General features: G+C 62.1%; 19 protein-coding genes and 1 pseudogene. 8 read left to right on the top strand and 12 right to left on the bottom strand.

Features of this window, described 5'->3' with window-relative positions; genetic code table 11:
• Positions 1–34: 34 nt before the first annotated feature.
• On the bottom strand, positions 35–697 hold the full coding sequence (yrfG, locus tag V7787_RS35495) for a GMP/IMP nucleotidase (RefSeq protein WP_021782608.1): 663 nt from the start codon (positions 695–697) through the stop codon (positions 35–37).
• Positions 698–761: 64 nt separating this feature from the next.
• Here yrfG and nudE point away from each other — a divergent pair, with 64 nt between their 5' ends.
• Together nudE and cysQ are read left to right on the top strand one after the other, a co-directional pair.
• Positions 762–1,328, top strand: a complete 567-nt coding sequence (nudE, locus tag V7787_RS35490; RefSeq protein ID WP_003255794.1) for an ADP compounds hydrolase NudE — start codon at positions 762–764, stop codon at positions 1,326–1,328.
• Positions 1,325–2,143 (top strand): 3'(2'),5'-bisphosphate nucleotidase CysQ, encoded by an 819-nt coding sequence (gene cysQ, locus V7787_RS35485; RefSeq protein WP_104886817.1) that lies wholly within the window; start codon positions 1,325–1,327, stop codon positions 2,141–2,143. The genes nudE and cysQ overlap by 4 nt, the downstream gene beginning before the upstream one ends.
• Before the next feature lie 160 nt (positions 2,144–2,303).
• Here cysQ and V7787_RS35480 read toward each other — a convergent pair whose 3' ends face one another.
• From V7787_RS35480 to rfbC, 4 genes are read right to left on the bottom strand one after another with little or no spacing between them, the layout of a single operon-like run.
• Entirely contained in the window at positions 2,304–2,759 is a 456-nt protein-coding gene (locus V7787_RS35480; RefSeq protein ID WP_010951632.1) for a thioesterase domain-containing protein, read from the bottom strand.
• Positions 2,759–4,165 carry a sigma-54-dependent transcriptional regulator gene (locus tag V7787_RS35475; RefSeq protein WP_010951633.1) on the bottom strand — a complete coding sequence of 469 codons (1,407 nt, stop codon included), beginning with the start codon at positions 4,163–4,165 and terminating at the stop codon, positions 2,759–2,761. Before V7787_RS35475 ends, V7787_RS35480 begins: the two co-directional genes overlap by 1 nt.
• A complete protein-coding gene (locus V7787_RS35470) occupies positions 4,162–5,976 on the bottom strand; it encodes a sensor histidine kinase (protein WP_010951634.1) in 1,815 nt (604 codons plus the stop codon). The genes V7787_RS35475 and V7787_RS35470 overlap by 4 nt, the downstream gene beginning before the upstream one ends.
• Positions 5,977–6,018: 42 nt before the next feature.
• Entirely contained in the window at positions 6,019–6,564 is a 546-nt protein-coding gene (rfbC, locus tag V7787_RS35465) for a dTDP-4-dehydrorhamnose 3,5-epimerase (protein ID WP_064491780.1), read from the bottom strand.
• Between the two features lie 277 nt (positions 6,565–6,841).
• Between rfbC and aguA the strand changes: the two genes are divergently transcribed.
• Both aguA and V7787_RS35455 read left to right on the top strand, forming a co-directional pair.
• Positions 6,842–7,948, top strand: coding sequence for an agmatine deiminase (gene aguA, locus V7787_RS35460; RefSeq protein ID WP_010951636.1), 1,107 nt, complete (start codon positions 6,842–6,844; stop codon positions 7,946–7,948).
• Between the two features lie 192 nt (positions 7,949–8,140).
• Entirely contained in the window at positions 8,141–8,338 is a 198-nt protein-coding gene (locus V7787_RS35455; RefSeq protein WP_011953221.1) for a hypothetical protein, read from the top strand.
• A 67-nt stretch (positions 8,339–8,405) separates the two neighbouring features.
• Here the strand turns inward: V7787_RS35455 and V7787_RS35450 are convergent, their stop codons facing one another.
• A complete protein-coding gene (locus V7787_RS35450) occupies positions 8,406–10,475 on the bottom strand; it encodes a TonB-dependent receptor (RefSeq protein ID WP_336092062.1) in 2,070 nt (689 codons plus the stop codon).
• A 474-nt stretch (positions 10,476–10,949) separates the two neighbouring features.
• Here V7787_RS35450 and V7787_RS35445 point away from each other — a divergent pair, with 474 nt between their 5' ends.
• Positions 10,950–12,269: an OprD family porin gene (locus V7787_RS35445; RefSeq protein ID WP_003255784.1), complete on the top strand. Its 1,320-nt coding sequence runs from the start codon at positions 10,950–10,952 to the stop codon at positions 12,267–12,269.
• A 151-nt stretch (positions 12,270–12,420) separates the two neighbouring features.
• Here V7787_RS35445 and V7787_RS35440 read toward each other — a convergent pair whose 3' ends face one another.
• The 3 genes from V7787_RS35440 to V7787_RS35430 form a co-directional block, all read right to left on the bottom strand.
• Positions 12,421–14,091, bottom strand: a complete 1,671-nt coding sequence (locus tag V7787_RS35440; RefSeq protein WP_020190008.1) for an FMN-binding glutamate synthase family protein — start codon at positions 14,089–14,091, stop codon at positions 12,421–12,423.
• Positions 14,092–14,336: 245 nt separating this feature from the next.
• The gene (locus tag V7787_RS35435; protein ID WP_336092058.1) at positions 14,337–15,704 is read right to left on the bottom strand and encodes an ATP-binding protein; all 1,368 of its coding nucleotides are present in this window, start codon (positions 15,702–15,704) and stop codon (positions 14,337–14,339) included.
• Position 15,705: 1 nt separating this feature from the next.
• Complete coding sequence (locus V7787_RS35430; RefSeq protein ID WP_060545248.1) at positions 15,706–16,425, bottom strand: response regulator; 720 nt, start codon at positions 16,423–16,425, stop codon at positions 15,706–15,708.
• Positions 16,426–16,565: 140 nt separating this feature from the next.
• Between V7787_RS35430 and V7787_RS35425 the strand changes: the two genes are divergently transcribed.
• Entirely contained in the window at positions 16,566–18,863 is a 2,298-nt protein-coding gene (locus V7787_RS35425; protein ID WP_064491783.1) for a TonB-dependent siderophore receptor, read from the top strand.
• 163 nt (positions 18,864–19,026) lie between these two features.
• Here the strand turns inward: V7787_RS35425 and V7787_RS35420 are convergent.
• The 3 genes and pseudogenes from V7787_RS35420 to V7787_RS35410 form a co-directional block, all read right to left on the bottom strand.
• A pseudogene (locus tag V7787_RS35420) lies at positions 19,027–19,119 on the bottom strand (DUF3079 domain-containing protein); the annotation flags it as partial.
• 41 nt (positions 19,120–19,160) lie between these two features.
• A complete protein-coding gene (locus V7787_RS35415; RefSeq protein WP_064491784.1) occupies positions 19,161–20,387 on the bottom strand; it encodes a type II toxin-antitoxin system HipA family toxin in 1,227 nt (408 codons plus the stop codon).
• Positions 20,387–20,710, bottom strand: coding sequence for a helix-turn-helix domain-containing protein (locus V7787_RS35410; RefSeq protein ID WP_064491785.1), 324 nt, complete (start codon positions 20,708–20,710; stop codon positions 20,387–20,389). Before V7787_RS35410 ends, V7787_RS35415 begins: the two co-directional genes overlap by 1 nt.
• Before the next feature lie 301 nt (positions 20,711–21,011).
• On the opposite strand from V7787_RS35410, the gene V7787_RS35405 reads away from it, so the two are divergent.
• Together V7787_RS35405 and V7787_RS35400 are read left to right on the top strand one after the other, a co-directional pair.
• Complete coding sequence (locus V7787_RS35405; protein ID WP_064491786.1) at positions 21,012–21,521, top strand: sigma-70 family RNA polymerase sigma factor; 510 nt, start codon at positions 21,012–21,014, stop codon at positions 21,519–21,521.
• Between the two features lie 5 nt (positions 21,522–21,526).
• Complete coding sequence (locus V7787_RS35400) at positions 21,527–22,510, top strand: FecR domain-containing protein (protein ID WP_064491789.1); 984 nt, start codon at positions 21,527–21,529, stop codon at positions 22,508–22,510.
• Positions 22,511–22,533 lie beyond the last annotated feature (23 nt).

Raw genomic sequence — 22,533 nt, 5'->3', positions numbered from 1 at the left:
CTGAGTGGGAGCGGGCATGCCCGCGAATGGGGCCTTACAGGCCTTCCAGTAACGCCCGGTAATCCTCGACCGCTGCAAACTCTTCGGTATCGCGTGGTTGTGCCTGGCTATCGGGCTGGCGCACCGCCAGCAAGTGCCCCACACCAAACCGCCGTGCACTGCGCAGAATCGCCAGCGTGTCATCGATGAACAGGCTGCGTTCCGGTTCGAAGCCGATATCCGCCTGCAGGGCATCCCAGAACTGCGGGCTTTCCTTCGGGTAGCCATAGTCGTGCGAGCTGATCAGCCGCTCGAAGTACGGCGCCAGCTCCACCCGTTCCAGCTTCAGCGACAGCGAGTCACGGTGGGCATTGGTGATCATCACGACACGCTTGCCGGCCTGGCGAATCGCCGCCAGGAAGGTATCGGCATCCGGGCGCAGGGCAATCAGGTCGGCAATTTCCCGCTTCAGCTCGCGAATGGGCAGGCGTAGCTCGCGGCTCCAGAAGTCCAGGCAGTACCAGTTCAATGTGCCGGCATTGCGTTCGAACAGCGGTTGCAGCTCCATTTCGGCCATGGCCCGGCTTACACCGTGCAGCTCGGCATAGCGCTGGGGCAGGTGGTCCAGCCAGAAGCGGTTGTCGTAATGCAGGTCGAGCAGGGTGCCATCCATGTCCAGCAGGACGGTATCGATGGCAGACCAGGGAAGAACAGGCATGGGAAACTCTCGATCAGTCGGCAAGCCACGGTATAGTAACCCGTTCACGCCAAGGAGCCGCCCCATGCGCCAGAAACCCACCGTACTCAGCCGCGAAATTGTCGCCAGTAGCCGCCTGTTCCGCGTCGAAGCCGTACAGCTGCGCTTCAGCAATGGCGCCGAGCGCACCTATGAGCGCCTGGTGGGCCGGGGTAACGGCTACGGCGCGGTGATGATCGTGGCCATGCTCGATGCCGAGCACGCCGTGCTGGTGGAGGAGTACTGCGGTGGCACCGATGAATACGAGCTGTCGTTGCCCAAGGGCTTGATCGAGCCGGGCGAAGACGTGCTGGCGGCAGCCGACCGGGAGCTCAAGGAAGAAGCCGGTTTTGGCGCACGCCAGCTGGAGCACCTGACGGAACTGTCGTTGTCGCCGGGCTACATGAGTCAGAAGATTCAGGTGGTGCTGGCCAGCGACCTGTACGAAGAGCGCCTGGAAGGCGACGAGCCCGAGCCGATGCGGGTCGACAAGGTCAACCTGCGTGAGTTGTCGGCCTTGGCCATGCATCCGCAGTTCACCGAGGGCCGCGCCCTGGCGGCGCTGTACCTGGCCCGTGACCTGCTGATTCAGCGGGGGTTGCTGGAGCTATGAACGACCTGCAACTGATGCACGAAGTGGTCAAGCTGGCACTGACGGCAGGCGAGGCGATCCTGCCATTCTGGCGCGCCGATGTTGCGGTGACCAACAAGGCCGACGATTCGCCGGTTACCGCCGCCGACCTGGCGGCGCACCGGGTAATTGCCGATGGCCTGCTGGCGCTGGCGCCGCAGATTCCGGTGCTGTCCGAAGAGGACTGCAATATTTCGCTGGCCGAGCGGCAAAGCTGGAGCCGCTGGTGGCTGGTCGATCCGCTGGATGGCACCAAGGAGTTCATTGCCGGCAGTGAAGAGTTCACGGTCAACATCGCCCTGATCGAGAACGGCGACGTGGTGTTTGGCGTGGTGTCGATGCCGACCAATGGACGCTGCTACTTCGGTGGGCGCGGGATGGGGGCCTGGCGTGCAGATGCCGGCGAGGCAGCCCAGCTGATCCAAGTACGCAACGAACCCGCGCAGGGCGAGCGTTTTACCGTGGTGGCCAGCCGTCGGCATTCCAGCCCGGAGCAGGAAGCGCTGTTGGCCGGCCTTGGGGCTGCGGTGGGTGAGCTGGAGCTGGCCAATATCGGCAGTTCGTTGAAGTTCTGCCTGCTGGCTGAGGGCAGCGCAGACTGCTATCCGCGCCTGGCGCCGACTTCGCAGTGGGACACTGCTGCGGCGCAGGGTGTGGTGGAGGGGGCCGGTGGCGAAGTGATCGGGCTGGATGGCTTGCCGTTCCGGTATCCGCCACGCGAGTCGCTGCTCAATCCGCATTTCCTGGCATTACCTGCCAATGCTGCATGGCGCCAGGCCTTCCTGAACCTGATTTGACGGACTCTCACCCTATCCTGTGGGAGCGGGCGAGCCCGCGAAGCAGGCACCGCGGTGCGGGGCACCGGCTTCGCCGGTGTTCGCGGGCCTGCCCGCTCCCACAGGTTTTGCGCCAGCCTTTGGGTTTTGTGCAGCGCAGTTACTTTCAGCGGCTGCTGGGCTAGCGGTGCAGGACGTACTGGCCGCTGAACCTCACCGCCGGCTCGTCACTGCCGTCATTGCTCACCGTGGTCTCCAACGTCAACCGTGCCCGCCCACGCCGCTGGTACAGGGTCAGGAACCGCTCCCAGGTTTTCTCGTCGGGCGCTGCACAACGCGCCACCGCCGTGCCGGTCACTGGCAACGGGTAGCTGATCTGCCCTTCCTGGATGACGATATGCCCGTCATCGATCCCCAGTTCACGCAGGCGCAGGTGCAGCCAGCCCCAACCCACCAGCACTGCTGCGCAGTACAGGCTGCCGCCGAACATGGTGCTTTTGTGGTTGACGTTGGCCGCCAGCGGCAGTTGCAGGCGCAGGGTGTGCTGCTGCCAATCGATCACTTCCAGGCCCATTTCGCGGGTCAGGGGGATGTCGCTGTGCAGTACGGACTGCAGGTACTGGCTATCGGTGCTCATTAACGGTTGTCCTCTTGATCGTCATGCCCGCCGCTGCCGCCGTCGAAGTTCAAGCCATGCTTGCGCAGCTTGTCGTGCAAGGTTTTGCGGGGGATACCCAGTGCTTCGGCCAGGCTCCGCATGGAGCCGTGTGGCTGGGCCAGTTCGGCGGCGATCAGCGAACGTTCGAATTGCTCGACCTGTTCGCTGAGGTTGCCGCTGAGCATGGGCGCTGCCGGTGCTGCTGCCGAGGGTGCCTGGCCATCCAGTGCCAGTTCCAGGCCAAGGGCGAAACGCTCGGCCGCGTTCTGTAGCTCGCGGACGTTGCCTGGCCAGTCATGACGCAGCAGCAGGGCGCGTTGCGCGGGTTGCAGCGCATGCGGCGACAGGCCATGACGTTGGCTGGCAGCATCGGCGAAATGCTGGAACAACACCAATATGTCGTCGCCGCGTTCACGCAGTGGCGGAATACGCAGCGGCGCCACGTTCAGGCGGTAATACAGGTCTGCGCGGAAACGCCCTTGGTCGGCAGACTGACGCAGGTCTTCCTTGGTCGCGGCTATGATGCGGATGTCCAGCGGGATCAACTGGTTGCCGCCCAGGCGTTCGACCACTCGCTCCTGCAGCATGCGCAGCAACTTCACCTGTACATCCAGGCTCATGCTCTCGATTTCGTCGAGGAACAGCGTGCCGCCGTTGGCAAATTCGAACTTGCCGATACGGCGCTTCTGCGCGCCGGTGAACGCACCGGGCTCGTGGCCGAACAGTTCGCTTTCGACCACCGATTCGGCCAGCGCGCCGGCGTTGATCGCCACGAACGGCCCTTCGCTGCGGCTGGACAGGTCGTGCAGCGCGCGGGCCACCACCTCTTTGCCGGCGCCGGTTTCGCCCAGAATCAACACGTCGGCGCGGGTGCCGGCCAAGGCGCCGATCTGCTCGCGCAGGCGCAGCATGGCCGGTGAATGGCCGACCAGGCGGGTTGCCAGCTGCTGGCGGTCGCTCAGTGCCAGACGCAGGCTACGGTTGTCCAGCACCAGCCGGCGCAAGGCCAGGGCGCGGCGTACGCTGTCGAGCAGGGCGTCTGTGGCAAAGGGTTTTTCCAGGAAGTCATAAGCCCCGGCGCGCATCGCCTGCACCGCCAGCGGCACATCGCCGTGGCCGGTAATCAGCAGCACCGGCAGTTCGCTGTCGCGGCCGTGCAGTTGTTCCAGCAACTGCAGGCCATCGATGCCCGGCATGCGGATGTCGCTGACCACCACGCCTGGCCAGTCGGCCTCGATACGCTCGGCCAGGCCTTGGGCTTCGGCCAGGGCGACTACCTTGAGCCCGGCCAGGTCCAGGGTCTGGCTCAAGGCTTGGCGCAGGTGGGGGTCATCGTCCACCAGGATGACCTGGGCTCGGCTGTCGATCAGTGTCTCGGTGGTCATGCCGAGGGGTCCTCCGAATTGGGCAAAGTAGCGCCAGATGCGGCCACCCGCAGCTGGAGAGTCAGCATTGCGCCACCTTCCGGGTGGTTGGCCAGCAGCAGTTCACCGCCCAGGGCGCGCATCAGGCTTTCACAGATGGCCAGCCCCAGGCCCAGGCCCTGGGTGCGGGTCTTGGTGGTGAAGAACGGCTCCTTGGCGTGCTCCAGGGCCTGGCGGCTGAAGCCGGGGCCGTTGTCACGGATGTACAGGTAGACGCAGTCATCACGTTGCTCGGCACTTAACCACAGGCGGCGCGGGTTGGCCTTTTCGGTCAGGGCGTCGAGGGCATTGGCCAGCAGGTTGCCTAGTACTTGGCGCAGGCGGGTTTCGCCGGCCTGTACCCACAAGGTGGCTTCCGGCAGGTCGCGGATCAGCTCTACGGCCATCGCCCGGCGGCGCTTGGCCAGCAGCGCCAGGGCATCGTCCAGGGCCGGCTGCAGGGCCACGCTCTCCGGGGCATGACGGTCACGACGGGCGAAGGCACGCAGGTGGGCAATGATCGAGGCCATGCGCCCGGTCAGCTCGCCGATCAGCTTGAGATTGCCGCGGGCGTCTTCGGTACGTTGGTGGTCGAGCAGGATCTCGGCGTTTTCTGCGTAGCTGCGGATGGCGGCCAGGGGCTGGTTCAACTCATGGCTGATACTGGCCGACATGGTGCCGAGCACCGACAGCTTGCCGGCCTGCACCAGTTCGTCCTGTGCGCGCACTGCCTCTTGCTGAGCGTTTTCGCGCTCCAGCACGGCATTTTTCAGGCGGGTGTTCAGGCCTTCAAGGTCGGCGGTACGTTCGGCCACGCGCTTTTCCAATTCCTGGCGGCCACGGGCTTCGAAGTCGATGCGGTCGATGTAATGGCGCCGCCGTTGCATCACCAGGCCTGCCAGCAACATCAGTACCAGCAGCGTACCGGCACCGATGGCCATTACCGTCTGCACCGAGCGATCAACCAGCGTGCGCGGGGCGAGGATGCTGACTTGCCAACCAGTTTCCTTGATGTCGCGGGTCTGGGTGATCCAGGCCTGCGGGTTGAGAACCAGCGGCTGTGGGGCCTGGGTCGGATAGGGCTGGATGGCGATGATGGCCTGGCGCTCGGCGTCGGTCAGCGTGCGGGTAGCACGGAAGCGCCAGTCGGGGCGCGAAGTCAGGATGACTACGCCATTGTGATCGGTCAGCAACAGCTGCTCGGGCGTACGGCCCCACAGGGTTTCGGTGTGGTCGAGATCGACTTTGACCACCAGCACGCCGACGATCCGCTCGCGGTCGCGCACGGCCGCGGCAAAGAAATAGCCGCGCTTGGCCGAGGTGGTGCCCTGGCCGAAGAAACGGCCCAGGTGGCCGGCCATGGCTTCGTTGAAGTAAGGGCGGAAGGCGAAGTTTCGGCCGACGAAGCTGTCGTGCTTGTCCCAGTTCGAGGCGGCCAAGGTGTTGCCGCTGACGTCCATCAGGTACATCACCTCGGCACCGGTCTTCTGCACGATGTCCTTGAGCAGGCGGTTGGCGTTGGTCACCGCTTCCAGGCGGAAAGGGTCGGCCAGCACGCCACGCAGCGCCGGCAAGTCGCCGAGAATTTGCGGCAAGGTCTCGTAACGGTGCAGGGTGCCGAGCAGGTTGGCGACATACAGGTCGAGGGTCTGGCGGTTCTGCGAGGCCAGTTCTTCCTGGTAATAGCGTTCGGCCAAGTGATGCAGTGGCCATAGTAATGGGGCCAAGATCAGCGCCAGTAGGGCCAGGCTGCGCCAGCGGGGACGGCGTGGGGGCGTGGGCTTTGCAATCATCAGGTAAATGCGCCAGAAAAGTCTGACGCAATTATGCGCTAGTTAAGGCAGCACTTCCGCCTCTGCCAATGGCAAGCCCACCTTGTCCTTGTCCGATAACAGCGGTGGCTGCTGCAGCCCCCAGTCGATGGCCAGTTCCGGGTCGTCCCAGCGAATACAGCGGTCGGCGCCAGGGTTGTAGTAGTCGGTGGTCTTGTAGAGGAACTCGGCCGATTCGCTCATCACCGCAAAACCGTGGGCGAAGCCAGGCGGAATCCACAGCTGGCGATGGTTGTCGGCTGACAGGTGCACCGCGACCCATTTGCCGAATGTTGGCGAGCTTTTGCGCACGTCCACGGCGATATCGCGGATCTCCCCGTGCACCACGCGCACCAGCTTGCCCTGGGTGTTTGCCACCTGGTAGTGCAGCCCACGCAGCACGCCCTTGATGGAGCGCGAGTGGTTGTCCTGGACGAACGCCACGTTCACGCCGGTTTGCTCTGAGAACTCACGGGCGTTGAATGCCTCGAAGAAAAAACCACGGCTGTCAGCGAACACCTTCGGCTCGATGATCAGTACTTCAGGGATTGCTGTAGGGATGATGTTCATAGCGGCTCGCTGGCCCGTCGTTCAAGTATTGACCCTAGTCGGCCTTGCCGGAAATTTCCGCGCGTAGCTGTAACAGGATGCATAAGGTGTGGCTATGGTAGACAGCAGGCCGTTCCTTTCACCAGACCAGTGCTGACAGGTGTCGATTGTTATCGATTTAAATTCGCCGAATGGCGCGGCATTCTTCGATTTTCAGGCTTCAAATATCGATATATATCGGTTATAAATTGACAAACGCCCCAGCATACCCGGCTCAGGGCCATCACAGAGGTCACCCATGAAAACCCTCAACTCCACGCCCCGTGCCGATGGTTTCCACATGCCCGCCGAGTGGGCCCCACAAACTCAGGTATGGATGGTCTGGCCGGAGCGCCCGGACAACTGGCGTCTGGGCGGCAAGCCGGCGCAGGCTGCCCACGTAACCCTGGCCAAGGCCATTGCCCGTTTCGAACCTGTAACCGTCGCGGTCTCCGCCGGCCAGTACGAGAACGCCCGGCGCCAACTCGACCAGCCGAACATTCGTGTGGTTGAAATCAGCAACGACGATGCCTGGGTGCGTGACACCGGCCCTACCTTCGTCATCAACGACCATGGCGAAGTGCGCGGTGTAGATTGGGGCTTCAATGCCTGGGGTGGCTTCGATGGCGGCCTGTACGCACCCTGGAACCGCGACGAGGAACTGGCCGCCAAGGTGCTGGAAATGGAGCGCTGCCAGCGCTACCAGACCGAAGGCTTTGTGCTGGAAGGTGGTTCGATCCACGTAGACGGTGAAGGCACCGTGATCACCACTGAAGAATGCCTGCTCAACCGCAACCGCAACCCGCACCTGAGCCGCGAGCAGATCGAAGCGGTGCTGCGTGATCACTTGGCGGTCGACACCGTGGTATGGCTGCCCGATGGCCTGTACAACGACGAAACCGACGGTCACGTCGACAACTTCTGCTGTTACGTGCGCCCGGGTGAAGTGTTACTGGCCTGGACCGATGATTCCAACGACCCCAACTATGCGCGCTGCCACGCGGCCATGGATGTGCTGAAGAACACCCGCGACGCCAAGGGCCGCGAGTTCATCGTGCACAAGATGCCGATCCCGGGCCCGCTGTTCGCCACTGCCGAAGAATGCGCCGGTGTCGACCAGGTCGCCGGCAGCCAGGAGCGTGACCCGTCGGTGCGCCTGGCGGGTTCGTACGTGAACTTCCTGATCGTCAACGGTGGCATCATTGCCCCAAGCTTCGACGACCCGGCAGATGCTGAAGCCAGAGCGATCCTGGCAAGGATCTTCCCCGACCATGAGGTGGTGATGATCCCGGGCCGCGAGCTGCTCTTGGGTGGCGGCAACATTCACTGCCTGACCCAACAGCAGCCGGCGCCGGTCAAGCGCTGAGCCCGTAATGAATGAGAGGCCCGTCATGTGACGGGCCTCTTTTTTGCGCGGGCGACGCCCGGAGGCCGAGCTGGCATACGTTTTGTATTGTTTTTCAAGCAGATAGCGAGATGGCACGGTCAGGCCGCGCCTCTGATCTGTAACAATACCTACGTAAATTAGCCGCTCACGGGCCAGGGAGTACGTGTGGACATGAACGCAGCAAGTGAGTCGGCTTTGCGCCCATCGGCAGTTGATCGCCAATCGCTCAGGCTTTTGGCGAAGCGGTTGAAACACCATGGAAGCATCAGGGTCAGGACGACCGACCCACGACGTCTGCTTGCCGGGCGATACCCCCAAGGGTTGATCAGCGAAGCAGAGATGCAGGCGCTGATGGCGGTGTGGCACTGATCGATTGCACCTTTACCTGCCTCTTCGCGGGCATGCTCGCGAAGAGGCAGGTAAAGGCAACTTAAAATCAGAAACTGTAGCTACCCGTCACCACAAGGCTACGCGGATCGCCCACCTGGATCTGCGCCGCACTGGTCGCCGAACTGTAGTAGGTCTTGTCAGCAATGTTGCTCAATGCCGCCCGCACATCCCAGTCATGGGTCCGATACCCCGCCAGTGCATCCCAACGGCCATACCCTGGTAATACCGTGGTGTTCTGGTTGTCCGCATAACGCTCGCCCACCAGTGTCAGCCCGGTTTCGGCGTACCACCCCAATTCTGGCTTCCAGGTCACGAACAGGCTGCCATTGCGCTTGGCCACGTCATTGATGCGGTTGCCTTCCTGGCCGTTATTGTCCTTGACGATGATCGCATCCTGCAGGCCAATGCCGCCGCGTACATACCAGTTGCCGACGATGTTGCCGGTGGCAGTCAGCTCGATGCCGCGTGAACGCTGCATGCCGCTGAGCAAGATGATGTTCGGGTCGTTTGGGTCGCGGGTGCGGCGGTTGTAAAGTTCCAGCTCGTAGATGGCCAGGGTGGTGGTCAGGCGCTGATCCAACCAGTCGCTCTTTACGCCTATTTCTTTCTGCCGGGTCTCTTCCGGGTCGGTTTTATTGGTGTTGCCCTGTGCCCCTGGGGTGATGCCGATCAAGCCGCCACCCACCGGTGAGAAAGTCTTGCTCCACGAGGCGTAGAACGAATGGTCGCGCCATGGCGTGTAGACCACGCCCAGGCGTGGGCTGGTGCTGTTGCTGTCCTGCGGTTCGCGCAAGCCATCCTTGTTGGTGGTTTCCACTTCGAACTGGTCAAAGCGCACGCCGGCGAGAACCTGCCACTGATCGTTCAGGCGAATCTGGTCCTGCAGATAAACCCCGCGGCTGTCGACCACGGTGTGGTTGTTGCTCGATACCGCCAACGTACCATTGTGCGGCTGGCTGGGTTTGCCCAGGCCTGGCAGGCTCTGGCTGCCGGCGCTGTATAGCAGCGGATCGCGCCGCTGGTTGCCGAACTCCAGGCCCAGCAGCAGCTTGTGTTCAAGGCCCAAGGTGTCGAAGTCGCCCTCGGCCTCCAGGTTGTTGAACAGGTTGCGGGTGTTCAGGTCCTGCTGCCAGCGTTGGCGGGTCAAGGTATTGGTGCCGGCGTTGTAGCCCGTGACATAGGTGTTGTCGAACTCGCTGTCGAGTTTGAACAGGCCCAGGGTGTGGCGCAGCTGCCAGGTTTCGTTCAGCTGGTAGTTCAGCCGCGAACGCAGCGACTGGGCGCGGTCGTCAATGTAGTCGCGATGGTCGCCGTAGGTGGCGCTGCGGCTGACGTCTGCCGGGCGGCCGTTGACACTCGGGATGCCGCGGTCTGGTGTGCGGTTGTAGCGGCTGTATTCATACTGCACCAGCCAGTTCAGGTCGGGGGTGATCTGCCAGCTGATCGACGGGGCGAACAGTTGGCGGCTGCCGTCGATACCATCGCGAAAGCTGTTGTTGTCCTGGTTGCCCATGTTCAGGCGCAGGCTGACCGTGTCGCTGGGGTCGGCGCTCAGGTCGGCATACAGGCTGCGCAGGTCTTCGCTGCCGGCCTGCGCTTCGATGGTCGAGCGGCGACCCGGCTCCGGTGCCTTGCTGACCCTGTTGACGATGCCGCCCTGGCTGCCACGGCCATACAGTACCGCTGCAGGCCCCTTCAGCACTTCGACCCGCTCGATGTTGTGCAGGTCGCGGATGTACTGGCTGTCGTCGCGGATACCGTCCAGGTAGAAGTCGTTGCTGGCCTCGAAGCCGCGGATGCGTACGCTGTCAAAACGGGTGTCGGCGCCGTTGCTGACGTTGGGGATACCCTCCAGCGCCTTGCCCAGCGTGTTGCTGCCGTAATCCAGCACATTGGCGGTTTTCACCGTATCGATGGCCTGGGGCACATAACGCACGGGCGTTGAGGTGCGGGTTGCGGTGCTCACCTCCTTGACCCGCGGGTTGTCCTTCTCGCGTTCGCTGTCGGCGGTAACCGACGACTCCGGCAGTGTGGTGGTGGCGGCACTGGCCAGGCTGGCGCTGAAAAGCAGCGACAGGCCAAGCGTCAGGGGTGAAAGACGGCAGGGTACAAGCATGGGCACATTCAAACCGGACAGTTGAAAATTAGGTGCGAATGGTAATGCTTGCTATTTACTCTTGCTTGGGTATTTGTAAAGGCTTGTCTTTACATATGTGTCCGTTTGTAACGGCCTCTGCGGCCACGCTCTGCCTGCTCCCAGGAAATTGTCCGTTCGATCAAATGGCAAATTCCTACACAAGATAATTTGTCCGCTGATAGCGCAAACCTGCATGTAAATGCACCGGACAGGCCGTTAATTTCGGTTATATCAACCTGCATTTCACGACTTTTTGACATTTGTAATCGCACACGGCTAGGATTCGGCCAACGCCTGCTGGCCATGGTATTGGCCAAGCTGCTGCCAAGGGCCGCCGTGAAATTACCGGTCGGCCCACCCGGCTGGATCCGCATAGCGTCGAACCTACGAAGGGGCGTTGGTTCCTGGCGTCATATTGCAGCGCGTTTTTGATTAAGAAATAAGGAAAACAACATGTTGAAAACCAGGATCAGCCTGGTCGCCCTGGCGATGATCGCCGCGACCCAGGCTCAGGCCAATGACCAGGCTGACAGCAAGGGCTTCATCGAGGACAGTCACGCCAACGTCCTTCTGCGCAACGCCTACATCAACCGTGACAAGAAGCATGGCACCGACGACCAGATCGAATGGGGCCAGGCGTTCATCGCCAACTTCTCCTCCGGTTTCACCCAAGGCACCGTTGGCGTCGGTGTTGACGCATTCGGCCTGTACGCCGTGCGCCTGGATGGCGGCAAAGGCCACAACGGTGGTGGCGGCGTCGACTTCTTCAAACCGCACGAAACCACCAATGCCGAAGGCAACGCCAGCTCGCCGCACAACCTGGCGCGTGGTGGTGCTGCTGTGAAATTCCGCATTTCCAACACCGTGCTGAAGTACGGTGACCAGATGCCAGCACTGCCAGTGCTGCAGTACGACGATGCACGTCTGCTGCCAGAAAGCTTCACCGGCACCCTGATCACCTCCAAAGAGATCCAGGGCCTGGAACTGAACGCCGGCCGCTTCACCCAGGAAGCGCGCAAGAGCGCCGAGCGCCGTGATGGTGGTGGCCTGAAGTCGATCAACGTCTTAGGTGGCAGCTACAAGTTCACCGACAACTTCACCGCTTCGCTGTACACCGCCGACAACGAAGATGTGATGAAGAAGCACTACCTGGGCTTGAACTACGTCTTCCCGATCGCCAGCGACCAGTCCCTGACCCTGGACTTCAACGGCTACAAGTCGGACATCAACAACAAGTACGTAAAAGCCGCAGGCCTGAACGGCGACTCCAACACCATCTGGAGCCTTGCAGCCACCTACGCGTACGGTGCGCACTCGTTCACCCTCGCTCACCAGCGCAGCACCGGCAGCACGGGCTACAACTACGGCTTCTACCAGAACGCCGGCGGCGTGGGTGACGGTGGTTCCACCATCTACCTGGCCAACTCGTACTGGTCCGACTTCAACGCCGAAGACGAGCGCTCCTGGCAGTTGGGCTACGGCCTGGACTTCGGTGCCTACGGCATTCCGGGCCTGACCTACAAGCTGGCTTACGTGGTGGGTGACAACATCAACACCCGCAACGTCGCCAACCCGCAAGGCTTCGGCGAAGGTAAAGAGCGCGAAATCTTCAACCAGATCCGTTACGTGGTGCAGGACGGCCCGGCCAAGGACCTGTCGATCAAGCTGCGTAGCTCGTTCTTGCGTACCAACAACGCCGTGCAGCAGAACGGTTACAACGACGACGGCAACGAAGTCCGCGTATTCGTCGAGTACCCGATCAGCATCTTCTGATCCGCAGTTCTTTGCATGAAAGCTGGGGCCGCGCTGCGGCCCTTCGCGGGCTTGCCCGCTCCCGCAGGTAAAGCGCCGCCTTCGATGGCGCTGCAAATTGTGGGAGCGGGCACGCCCGCGAAGGGCTGCAGGGCAGCCCCAGTCATGTTTGTCATGCAGGTTCAGTCTCTTCGTGGCGCAGTCTTGATGCCACAGTTCGTGTTGCAGTGTCCCCCGTCTCCGGCGCAAAACTGTCGCTACGCGCCATCCGCCACATCCGCGCATAAAACTCGCTTTCGATCGAGCCACTGAGTAATTCGCCCGGCTTGAGGAATGTGTGCAAGTCCGAAAACAACCCGATTTCGCTGGGGCTGATGCGCCGTGCCAGGTGCTTGGGCTTGAGCTCCGAAGGGTGCTCCAGGCCTGCGGCAGCCAACATCTCGGCCAGTGCGTGCAGGGTGTTGCGGTGGAAGCTGGCTACCCGCTCGGCCTTGTCTGGCACCACCAGCGCGCGCTGGCGCAGAGGGTCTTGGGTCGCCACGCCGGTCGGGCACTTGTTGGTGTGGCAGCTCTGCGACTGAATACAGCCAATGGCAAACATGAAACCGCGTGCCGAATTGACCCAGTCAGCGCCGATGGCCAATACGCTGGCAATGTCGAAGGCGCTGACGATCTTGCCCGCCGCACCAATGCGGATGCTGGAGCGCAGGTTCAGGCCGACCAACGTGTTGTGCACGAACATCAGGCCTTCGCGCATTGGCACGCCCATGTTGTCGCTGAACTCGCGAGGTGCCGCGCCGGTGCCGCCTTCCTTGCCATCGACAACGATGAAGTCAGGGGTGATGCCGGTGGCGAGCATGGCCTTGGCAATGCCCATGAATTCCCAAGGGTGGCCCAGGCAGAACTTGAAGCCCACGGGCTTGCCGCCCGAAAGCTCGCGCAGGCCGGCTACGAACTGCAGCAGCTCGACCGGTGTGCGGAAGGCGCTGTGCGCCGCCGGCGAGATGCAGTCCTCGCCTACACGTACGCCACGGGTCTCGGCAATTTCGGGGCTGACCTTGTGCCCCGGTAAAATGCCGCCGTGGCCAGGCTTGGCGCCCTGGCTGAGCTTGATCTCGATCATCTTCACCTGTGCCGAACGGGCCTGTTCGGCGAAGCGCTGTGGATCGAAACGACCGTCCTCGGTGCGGCAGCCGAAGTAGCCGCTGCCAATTTCCCAGATCAGATCGCCGCCGTGTTCACGGTGGTACGGGCTGATGCTGCCTTCGCCAGTGTCATGGGCAAACCGACCCATGCGCGCGCCGCGATTGAGCGCGGCGATGGCGTTGGCGCTGAGGGCGCCGAAACTCATCGCCGAGATGTTGAAGATCGAGGCCGAGTAGGGCATTCGGCATTGCGGCCCGCCGATGGCAATGCGGAACGACGCAGGGTCTGGCGTGGCCACCGGTAGCATGGAATGGCTGATGAATTCGAAACCAGGTTTGTAGGCGTCGTTGAGCGTGCCGAACGCTTTCTCGGCGCTTTCGTTCTTGGCGCGGGCGTAGACCAGCGAGCGTTGCGAGCGGGAGAACGGCAGCTTGTCGTCGTCACCTTCGATCAGGTACTGGCGGATTTCCGGGCGGATGGTTTCGATCAGGTAACGGATATTGCCCAGGATCGGGTAGTTGCGTCGCACCGCATGGTGGCTTTGGCGCAGGTCATTCAGACCGACCAGGCTGAGCAGCGCGGTGATCAGCGTTACCGGCCACAGCCAGGCATGTTGGGCCAGCAGGGGCAGGCTGGCGAAAGTGAAGACAAGGCAGAGTACGAGGCAGGCGTAGCGGCTGGGAAGAGAGTGTTTCATGGGTCCATCGCAGGCAGGATGACCGGGCCTAGGATAGGCAAACGCAGGGGACGGAAAACCTGGGTAATCGGTAAAAGACTGTTACCTGATTGCGAACTCCCAGGTCTGCGCAGCCCTATTTTGTGGGAGCGGCCTTGTGTCGCGATGGGCTGCGCAGCAGCCCCAGATATTGGTGTCACGGCACTAATCGTCGGGGCTGCTGCGCAGCCCATCGCGACACAAGGCCGCTTCCACAGAAGATCGCGTTAGCCTGGCAGCAGTATGCTGACCCGCAACCCACCGCTCTCACGGTTCGACAGCATCAGCTCACCCCCGTGGCTGGTGGCGATCCGCTGGGCAATGCTCAACCCCAACCCATATCCGCCGGACGCCTGGTTACGCGACCCGTCACCGCGCACGAAGGGGTCGGTAATGGTCGCCAGCAGGCCCGGGGCAATCCCTGGCCCGCAGTCGTCGATATGGATCAATACACCTGTGGTGGCCCGTTCCAACGTGACCGAAATGTTCTTGGCGTAGCGCAACGCGTTGACCAACAAGTTTTGCAGGCAGCGCTGCAACAGCAAGGCATCTACCCGCAAGTTGCCCGCCTTGCCGTGCACCGGAAGTGGTTCTGCGGCAGTGGCCAGGTCCGCACACTGGCGCGCAACCAATCGGTCCAGGTCCACCTGCTGCAAATTCTGCTGCTCTCCGGCACGCAGGTAATCCAGAACCTGACCGATCATATTGTCCATCTGCGTGATGTTCTGCCGCAGGCGCTGACGGTGTTCGTCATCGGGTAAGCGCTCCAGTCGCAGGCGCATGCGGGTCAGTGGGGTGCGCAGGTCATGAGACACGGCGGCCAGGAAGTAGGCCTTGTCGTTGACCATGGCAATCAGCCGCTGCTGCATCGCGTTGAACGCCTGCGCCGCCTGGCGCACTTCCTCCGGGCCATCCAGCGCCAGGGGAGGCTGCTCGAGGTTGCTGCCCAGGCCGCGTGCGGCATCGGCCAGGCGCCGCAACGGGCGCAGGCACAGGCGCACGGCAACCAGGCATACCAGCAGCACCGCGACGATGCGCAGCGCATACACCCGCAGCAGGTAATCGCTGATCAGCACCCAGGCCGACTCGCCGCTCCAGCCCTGCAGTTCCTGGCCCGCAACGGTCAGCCAGTGGCCATCGGGTAACGGCACCGCGAACTGGATATGCGCCTGGGCCGTGCGCAGGCCGAACAGGCTGCGCCAGACGATCGGCTGGCCCAGCTCGTCGGTGAGTTGCACGTTCATCAGGCGCACGTCCTGGGCATGCCCCAGCTCGTACTTCAGGGCCTGCTGCAACAACAGCTCGACCCGCCTGTGCCCGCGGCGCTCGTCATGCTCTTGCGCAGGCGGGCTTTCGACGCAGAGAAGCTGGTAGTGGGCTGGCGCCTGCAGCATACCGCCGTGGCAGTCGGCTTGGGCAATCAGGGGGGCGCTGCGTGCAGCAACCAGTCGCACGGGCACCTCTAGCGCCTGGGCGAAACGCACATCGAACCAGATGCTGCTCGACATCAACTGAATCACCAGCGTGCCACTGACCATGATCAGCAGCAGCTGACCAAACAAGGTGCGAGGCCATAGCCGGTGAAACCAGCGCATGTCAGGCACCGGCCGCGAGGGGGGCGAGACTCAGCAGGTAGCCTTCGTTGCGGATGGTCAGGATTTGCGCGGTGCCCGCCGGCGCCCGGCGCAGCTGCTGGCGCAGGCGGCTGACACACATGTCCACCGAGCGGTCGTCGGGCAGGTGATCGCGGCCGAACGCGCTGCGGGTCAGTTGGTCACGGGAGACCACTCGGTTGTTGGCTTCCAGCAGTTCGCGCAGCACGCGGTAGTCGGAGCGCGGCAGGGTCAGGGTCTCGCCATCCGGGCGGGTGAGCAGGCGCTTGACGTGTTCCAGGCGAAAGCCTGCGAACAGCTGGGCGTCCACCACGGGTTCTTCGGCAGAGGTGCCCAGGCGTTGCGGACGACGCAGTACGGCTTTGATCCGGGCGATCAGTTCGCGTGGTTCGAAGGGCTTGGCCAGATAGTCGTCGGCTCCTACTTCCAGGCCGATGATGCGGTCCAGTGTGCTGCCCTTGGCTGACAGCATGATCACTGCCAACCCTGGTGTGGCCTGCAACTGCCTGCACAGGCTAAGGCCGTCCTCGCCCGGCAGCATCAGGTCGAGCACCACCAGCTCCACTTTGTGCCGGGCCAGCTGGTCGCGCATCTGTTGACCGTCGGCTGCCGCCAGTACGTTGTAGCCGGCATCGGTCAGGTAATCACAAAGAAGTTCGCGGATCTCGTCGTCATCATCGACAACCAGCAGGGTTGTGCTCATGCAGAAAAACACCTGTTCGGTGAGGGCCGGTGGCGCTCGTTACGTTCAATTACATCCCCGTACATGTCGGGTCTGGAGCCCGGAGGGCTGATCCCTAGAATCCTAACAAAAAATCATCTGCAAATACGAAGCCTTCCCAAATGAATCCCCAAAGCATCACGCCAGTGTTCATCCCCTTCAGTCAAAGCGGCAATTGCCTCAAGCCGCTGGCCTTCTGCGTCGCCGTCGCCATCAGCGGTGGTGCAGTGGCTGCCGACGGTAAACCCCTTGAACTCGACGCCACACAGATCGAAGACAGCGCATTACAGCCTGCCGACGAGGCCGGCCAGTTGGGCTATACGGTCGAGAGCACCCGCAGCTCCACTGGCCTGGCACTGACACCACGGCAGACGCCGCAATCGGTTACCACCATCACCCGCCAGCAGATGGATGACCGCGACATCCACACCATCGAGCAGGCATTGGAAACCGCCCCAGGCGTAACGGCCAACAAGTCCGAGGTGGGTGGGCGCACCGACTACCGCGCGCGTGGATACTCGATCAGCAACTGGAAGGTTGATGGCCTGCAGACCCAGGGCGGCTCCGATTTCAGTGGCAGCGGCAATGCGCTGAACATGGACCTGTACGAACGCATCGACATCGTGCGCGGCGCCAACGGCCTGCTGGGCGGCACCGGCGACCCCTCGGCCACCGTCAACCTGATCCGCAAGGCACCCACCAAAACCTTCGGCGGTAGTGCCTATGCCACTTATGGCAGCTGGGACAAGCGTCGTCTGGGTGCTGACTTGAACCTGCCGCTGTCCGAAGATGGCCGCCTGCGTTCGCGCTTCGTGATGACCCAGCAGGATGCCAACTCCTTCCGCGACAACCAGTCCGAACGTTCCCGCGCCGCGTTGGCCAATTTCGAGTTCGACCTGGACGACGCCACTACCTTGGGCGCCGGTTACCAGTATGAATACAACAAGGTCGTGGGTGGCGGCTGGGGCGCGAACATCCCGATCTGGTACCGCGACGGCAGCAAGACCGACTTGCCGCGCAGCACCAACGTGGTGCCCAGCTGGAGCTTTGGCGAGTACACCACCCGCACTGCGTTCGGTTCGCTCGAGCACCGCTTCGACAACGACTGGACCCTGGACCTGAAAGCCGCCCAAGCCACCACCGAAGCCCTGAACCATCGCGGCCTTGCCAAGGTGAACTCAGCTGGGCGCGGCAGCTACGGTGGCTATTGGGACCAGGACGGCAGCGGCGCCGTGCTGAACGGTTTGCACAGCTCCAGCGACACCACCCAGCAGTCGGCGCAGATCGACCTGTCCGGCCCGTTCCAGCTGTTTGGCCGCACCCACCAGGCCATGGTCGGCTACAACGACAGCCGCACCGTCGGCTGGTCGCCTCAGTACACCTGCACCATGGTCGGCGACGGCATGACCAGCGCGCCTGCACTGGGTTGCCAGTTCCGCGCCAACAACGGCTTCCCGGTCACCGACTGGCACAATGGCGTGGATGACGACTACGACCTCATCGCCTCGCGCACCGGCCTTCACAGCAAGACCACCACTCGCCTGCAGGGCATGTACGCCGCCACCCGCCTGAGCATCACCGACCCGTTGTCGGTGATCGTTGGCGTGCGCACCAGCAACTATTCCTCGGTCACCCGCAGCGTGGCCGGCGAGCGCAGCAGCCAGGAAGAAAACGGCATCGTCACCCCCTACCTGGGCGCGGTGTATGACCTCAATGACAACTACTCGGTATACGCCAGCTACACCGACATCTTCACCCCGCAAACCTCTGAAACCAGCAGTGGCAGCAAGGTCGAGCCGATTCGTGGGCAAAGCTACGAGACAGGTATCAAGGGTGAGTGGTTCGATGGCCGCCTGAACGCCTCGGCGGCCTACTTCCGCACCAAGCAGGAAAACAAGGCCGTGTTGGACGGCGACCTGACCACCCCGACTGGCGGCAGCGCCTACAAGGCCGGCTCCGGGCAGGAAACCGACGGTATCGACCTGGAAGTCGCAGGCGCCCTGACCCCCAACTGGAACGTCTACGCCGGTTACACCTACCTGCACTTCCGCCGCGTCGACAGCGACGGCCGCAGCGACCCGTCGCACCTGTTCAAGGCCTCCACCACCTACCGCTTGAGCGGCCCGCTCGACCGCCTGACCCTGGGCGCCGGCGTGACTGCGCAGACCAACATCCGCGCCATCTCCAGCCCGGCTGGCCAGCCCACGAACGGTGTGAGCAATGGTGCCACTGACGTGAACTGGTCCGGTTATGCCATCTGGAATGCCATGGCCAAGTACCAGCTGACCGACAACACCAGTGTCAGCCTCAACGCCAACAACCTGTTCGACAAGCACTACTACAGCCAGTACGGGTTCTATGCCGGGGCCATCTACGGCGACCCGCGTAACCTGTCGTTGACGGTAAGCACCGCGTTCTGATCAAGCCCTTCCACAAGGCCTGGCGCTGTACCTGTGGGAGCGGGTTCACCCGCGAACACCGGCGCAGCCGGTGCCTGCAACCGCAGCGCCGGCTCCTACAGAACCAGCGCTCGCTCCAAGGCCTGCGCTGGGCCGCCAAGCGGCGCTTTCTCACCTGTGCTCTGGCGCTTGCTGGCTCAACTGGCATCTCCAATCGGCCCTCGAAGCTATCCCAATCTTCGCCAAACAGCTCGACCTGGTGCATGGTCCGATCTGCGTAAGCGCGAAGCTTTCGAGCGAGGCCTTCGCAGCCCGCCCCTAAGCCAGCAGTCTCTCGCAGCTTGTTGCGTCCGCCGCCGCATCCAGCTCAGCCCCAGCCAAATGCTTTGCATAGTGTTCCATCAGCTCTGACTGCCAAGAAGCGACCTCATCCAATATGCCTGCCGCCTCATCTTCCGTCAGTGCAAAATGCTTATGCTGGCTAAGCAAGTTAGCTCGACTTAGAAGGGGACCGTTGATCCCAACATCCATTGACAGTCCCTGTGCAGGCCCCTCTCCCAGTACGGGAAGAACGTCATACATTGGCGAGAGGCGCCAAGCCCCTTCCTGCCAAATCACGGCGTGGTTACGAGGGTGATCGTCACTGTTCCCCACGAGAGCGTTATAGGCCATTCGCCTGTAGAGCTCCTGCCTATCAGCATCTGGCGCGCCTCTGCGGTACAGCTCATCGGCGAGCGCCGCGTAGATCCACCCTTTGTTGCGCTGCGCATGCCATTCGGCATCGAGAAGAGTTAAGCCACTCATCATCGGGATGCGCCGAAACCTTGCATCATTCTCTGACCATTTTCGGTCAAATCGCTCTACTAGCAGCGTGTTGCCTTTTTCACTTTGATGGAGTGCTGTCCGGGCGACATTCATTCCCTTGGTAGCCGCAAAAGTCATGCAGGCATACTCAAATTTCGGTAGGTCGTAGTGGTCAAATTTATCGCGTGGCTTCGCCAGAATCAGCTTGTGATCAAAACGGTACGTACGCTTGGGCCTGGCACCACCCACTGCTGAGCGCTGATCCCGTATTCTCAATGCCTCCAGCTGCTCTGCGCTCAGCTGGCTGTCATAGATCGCAGCACAAACCTCTATGAAGTGATCGAGCCCTTTGGCTTCAAGCATTTTCACCGGCCTTTCGCCTATGCCCGGCCGCGGTGTGCGAACTTCGCCAGCCATGATATTTCCGGCGCGATCTTCGTTGGGAGACAGCAGCAGGAGCTGGATCGGAGTGAGTTCTCCCTTTAGGGTGCGGCGCAGCAGTCGTTCCCCCCAGCCATCTGGCATCGCATCATCAATGAACCCAGGAACGCCGCCATTCTTATGTACCGGAAAGGGTCGAGCGGAGAGCGGATATCGTATCGGGTCGGGCACCCAACGCTTGGCATCCACGATCTCCGGCGCATAGACGAAGGTTCCCGTGCGACCAGCAAGGGTCAGCCTACCCAACGTCACAGTCTCACCTGTTTCCGGACACTCCATGTAGATGTAAGCGCGTGACATCAGAAGTCCTCCGCGTTGCAGCGCGGCAGCTTTACGCGCTTGGTCGTGTTGGTTTCTAAAGAGTTGAGATCAAGCGCAGGGTCATCGATCAACGCCTGGAAAACCCGGTCAGAGATTCCAACAGTGAACAGCGCGAGCATGAAATCTCGCAACGAAACACCGTCAGCCTTACCCCTCTCGAGGTGACGAACAGTGCGGAGAGAAATTCCAGCCAGGTCCGCAAGGTCTGCCTGACGCATTCTCATGCGCAGACGCGCCTCCTTCATCAGAAGGCCTATTCGGTGCAGCACTGAGGTGCTCTGAACAGGGAAAAAGTCTTTCATAAAGTGGCACCAAGCGACATTTTATAGAGGATAAGGTACCACTCAATACACACTAATAAAACGTATCAGAAAATTAAGGTCTCGTTTTATGGCACCTTATATTCGATAAGATATCATCAAAAGATATTTTATAAAGGGGATGAGCTTGCAGGGCCTAGAGTGGAGTGGGGGCTGTGGGGGTTAAAACAAAAAAGGCCAACTTTCGGTGAGCCTTTTACTCCGTCCCCCCCGCTGCTTGCACTGCTTAATTGCGAGTGATTATCATATTCCGCTCACAAGAACGCAGACAGGCCACTCGCCTATGGGACCCCCAAGCTCCTTCGACCTGGATGTCGAGCGCCTCTACACGCAGCACCGCAGCTGGTTGAAGCGCTGGCTGATGAAGCGTCTGGGGGAGGCTGCTGATGCTGATGATCTGGCCCAGGACACGTTCGTGCGTATCATGCGCGCGCGACGCCCGCTCAACGATGTGCAGCGCCCCTTGGCGTACCTGGCCACCATCGCCAACAGCCTGTTGATCAACCGTTGGCGGCGCCTGGCGGTGGAGCGTGCCTATACCGAGGCATTGGCGGCGCAACCGGAGCAATACGAGATCTCCGCCGAAGAGCGACACTTGCTGATCGAAACCCTCACACAGCTCGATGAGCTGCTGCACGGGCTGTCGCCGCGAGTGCGGGAGATTTTTCTGCTGTCGCAGCTCGATGGGCTGACCTACAAGCAGATCGCCGCGCAGCTGGCGCTGAGTGTCGACCAGGTTCAGAGGGCCATGCTCAAGGCCTTCGATCGCTGCTATGCCAGTCAGTTCGAGTGACCGCCATGTCCCAAGCCCAGCCGATTTCCGCCAGCGTGCGCCAGCAGGCCATCGCCTGGTATTCGTTGACCCAGTCCGGCGATATCACCGCCGAGCAAATCCGGGAGCTTGAACGCTGGCGTCAGGCCGACAGCGAGCACGAACTTGCGTGGCAGCGCATGGTGGGTTTGCCGGCGCTGCTGCGCAACAACGCTGGCGTGCTAGGCGACCCGGTCGCCCGGTCTGCGCTACAGCAGGCCCGCTATGTCAGCGGTGACCGTCGCCAGGTATTGAAAATGTTGATGGGTGCCAGCTTGCTGGGGGCCATCGCCTGGCAGAACAGAGAAAGCCAATGGCTGCAGGGCGGTTTGGCAGACCTCAGCACCGAGACCGGAGAGCGCCGCCGTCAGGTGTTGGACGATGGCACCGAACTGTGGCTGAACACCGCCACGGCGGTGGACATCGATTTCAATGCCAACGAGCGGCGCATTTTGTTGCGGTATGGCGAAATCAACGTGCTCACCGGGCACGACCCCTTCGGCCGACCGCTGCTGGTGCAAACCGACGATGCGCTGATGCGGCCGCTCGGCACCCGCTTCACAGTACGTTGCGGGGATGGTTGTCCGGGTACGCTGCTGTCGGTCAGCAGCGGGCGCGTGGCTGCCACGCTGCGACATGGCCGGGGTCAGCGCGTCATCGACAGCGGCCAGCGCGCAAGGCTCGATAGCGAGGGGATCGTCGTCAGTCAACCGGCGGTGCAGGACGATGCCTGGATCGACGGCTTCGTGATTGCCCAGGCCACACGCCTGGACGAACTGATCGACCAGCTCGGCCGCTACCGCCCGGGCATCTTGCGTTGCGACCCGCGTGTGGCCGGCTTGCGGGTGACGGGGTCCTACCCGCTGGATGACAACGAACGCATCCTCGCACTGCTGGAAAGTAGCCTGCCAGTGAGCATTCAACGGCGAACCCGCTACTGGGTGACGGTGGTACCGAGAGCTGGCGCCTGAAAAATATTTTCACCCTCTGCGCA

This window comes from Pseudomonas sp. CGJS7 (assembly GCF_036961695.1).
Note: the sequence above shows the minus strand (reverse complement) of the source record. Positions and strands in the feature narration are given on the sequence as shown.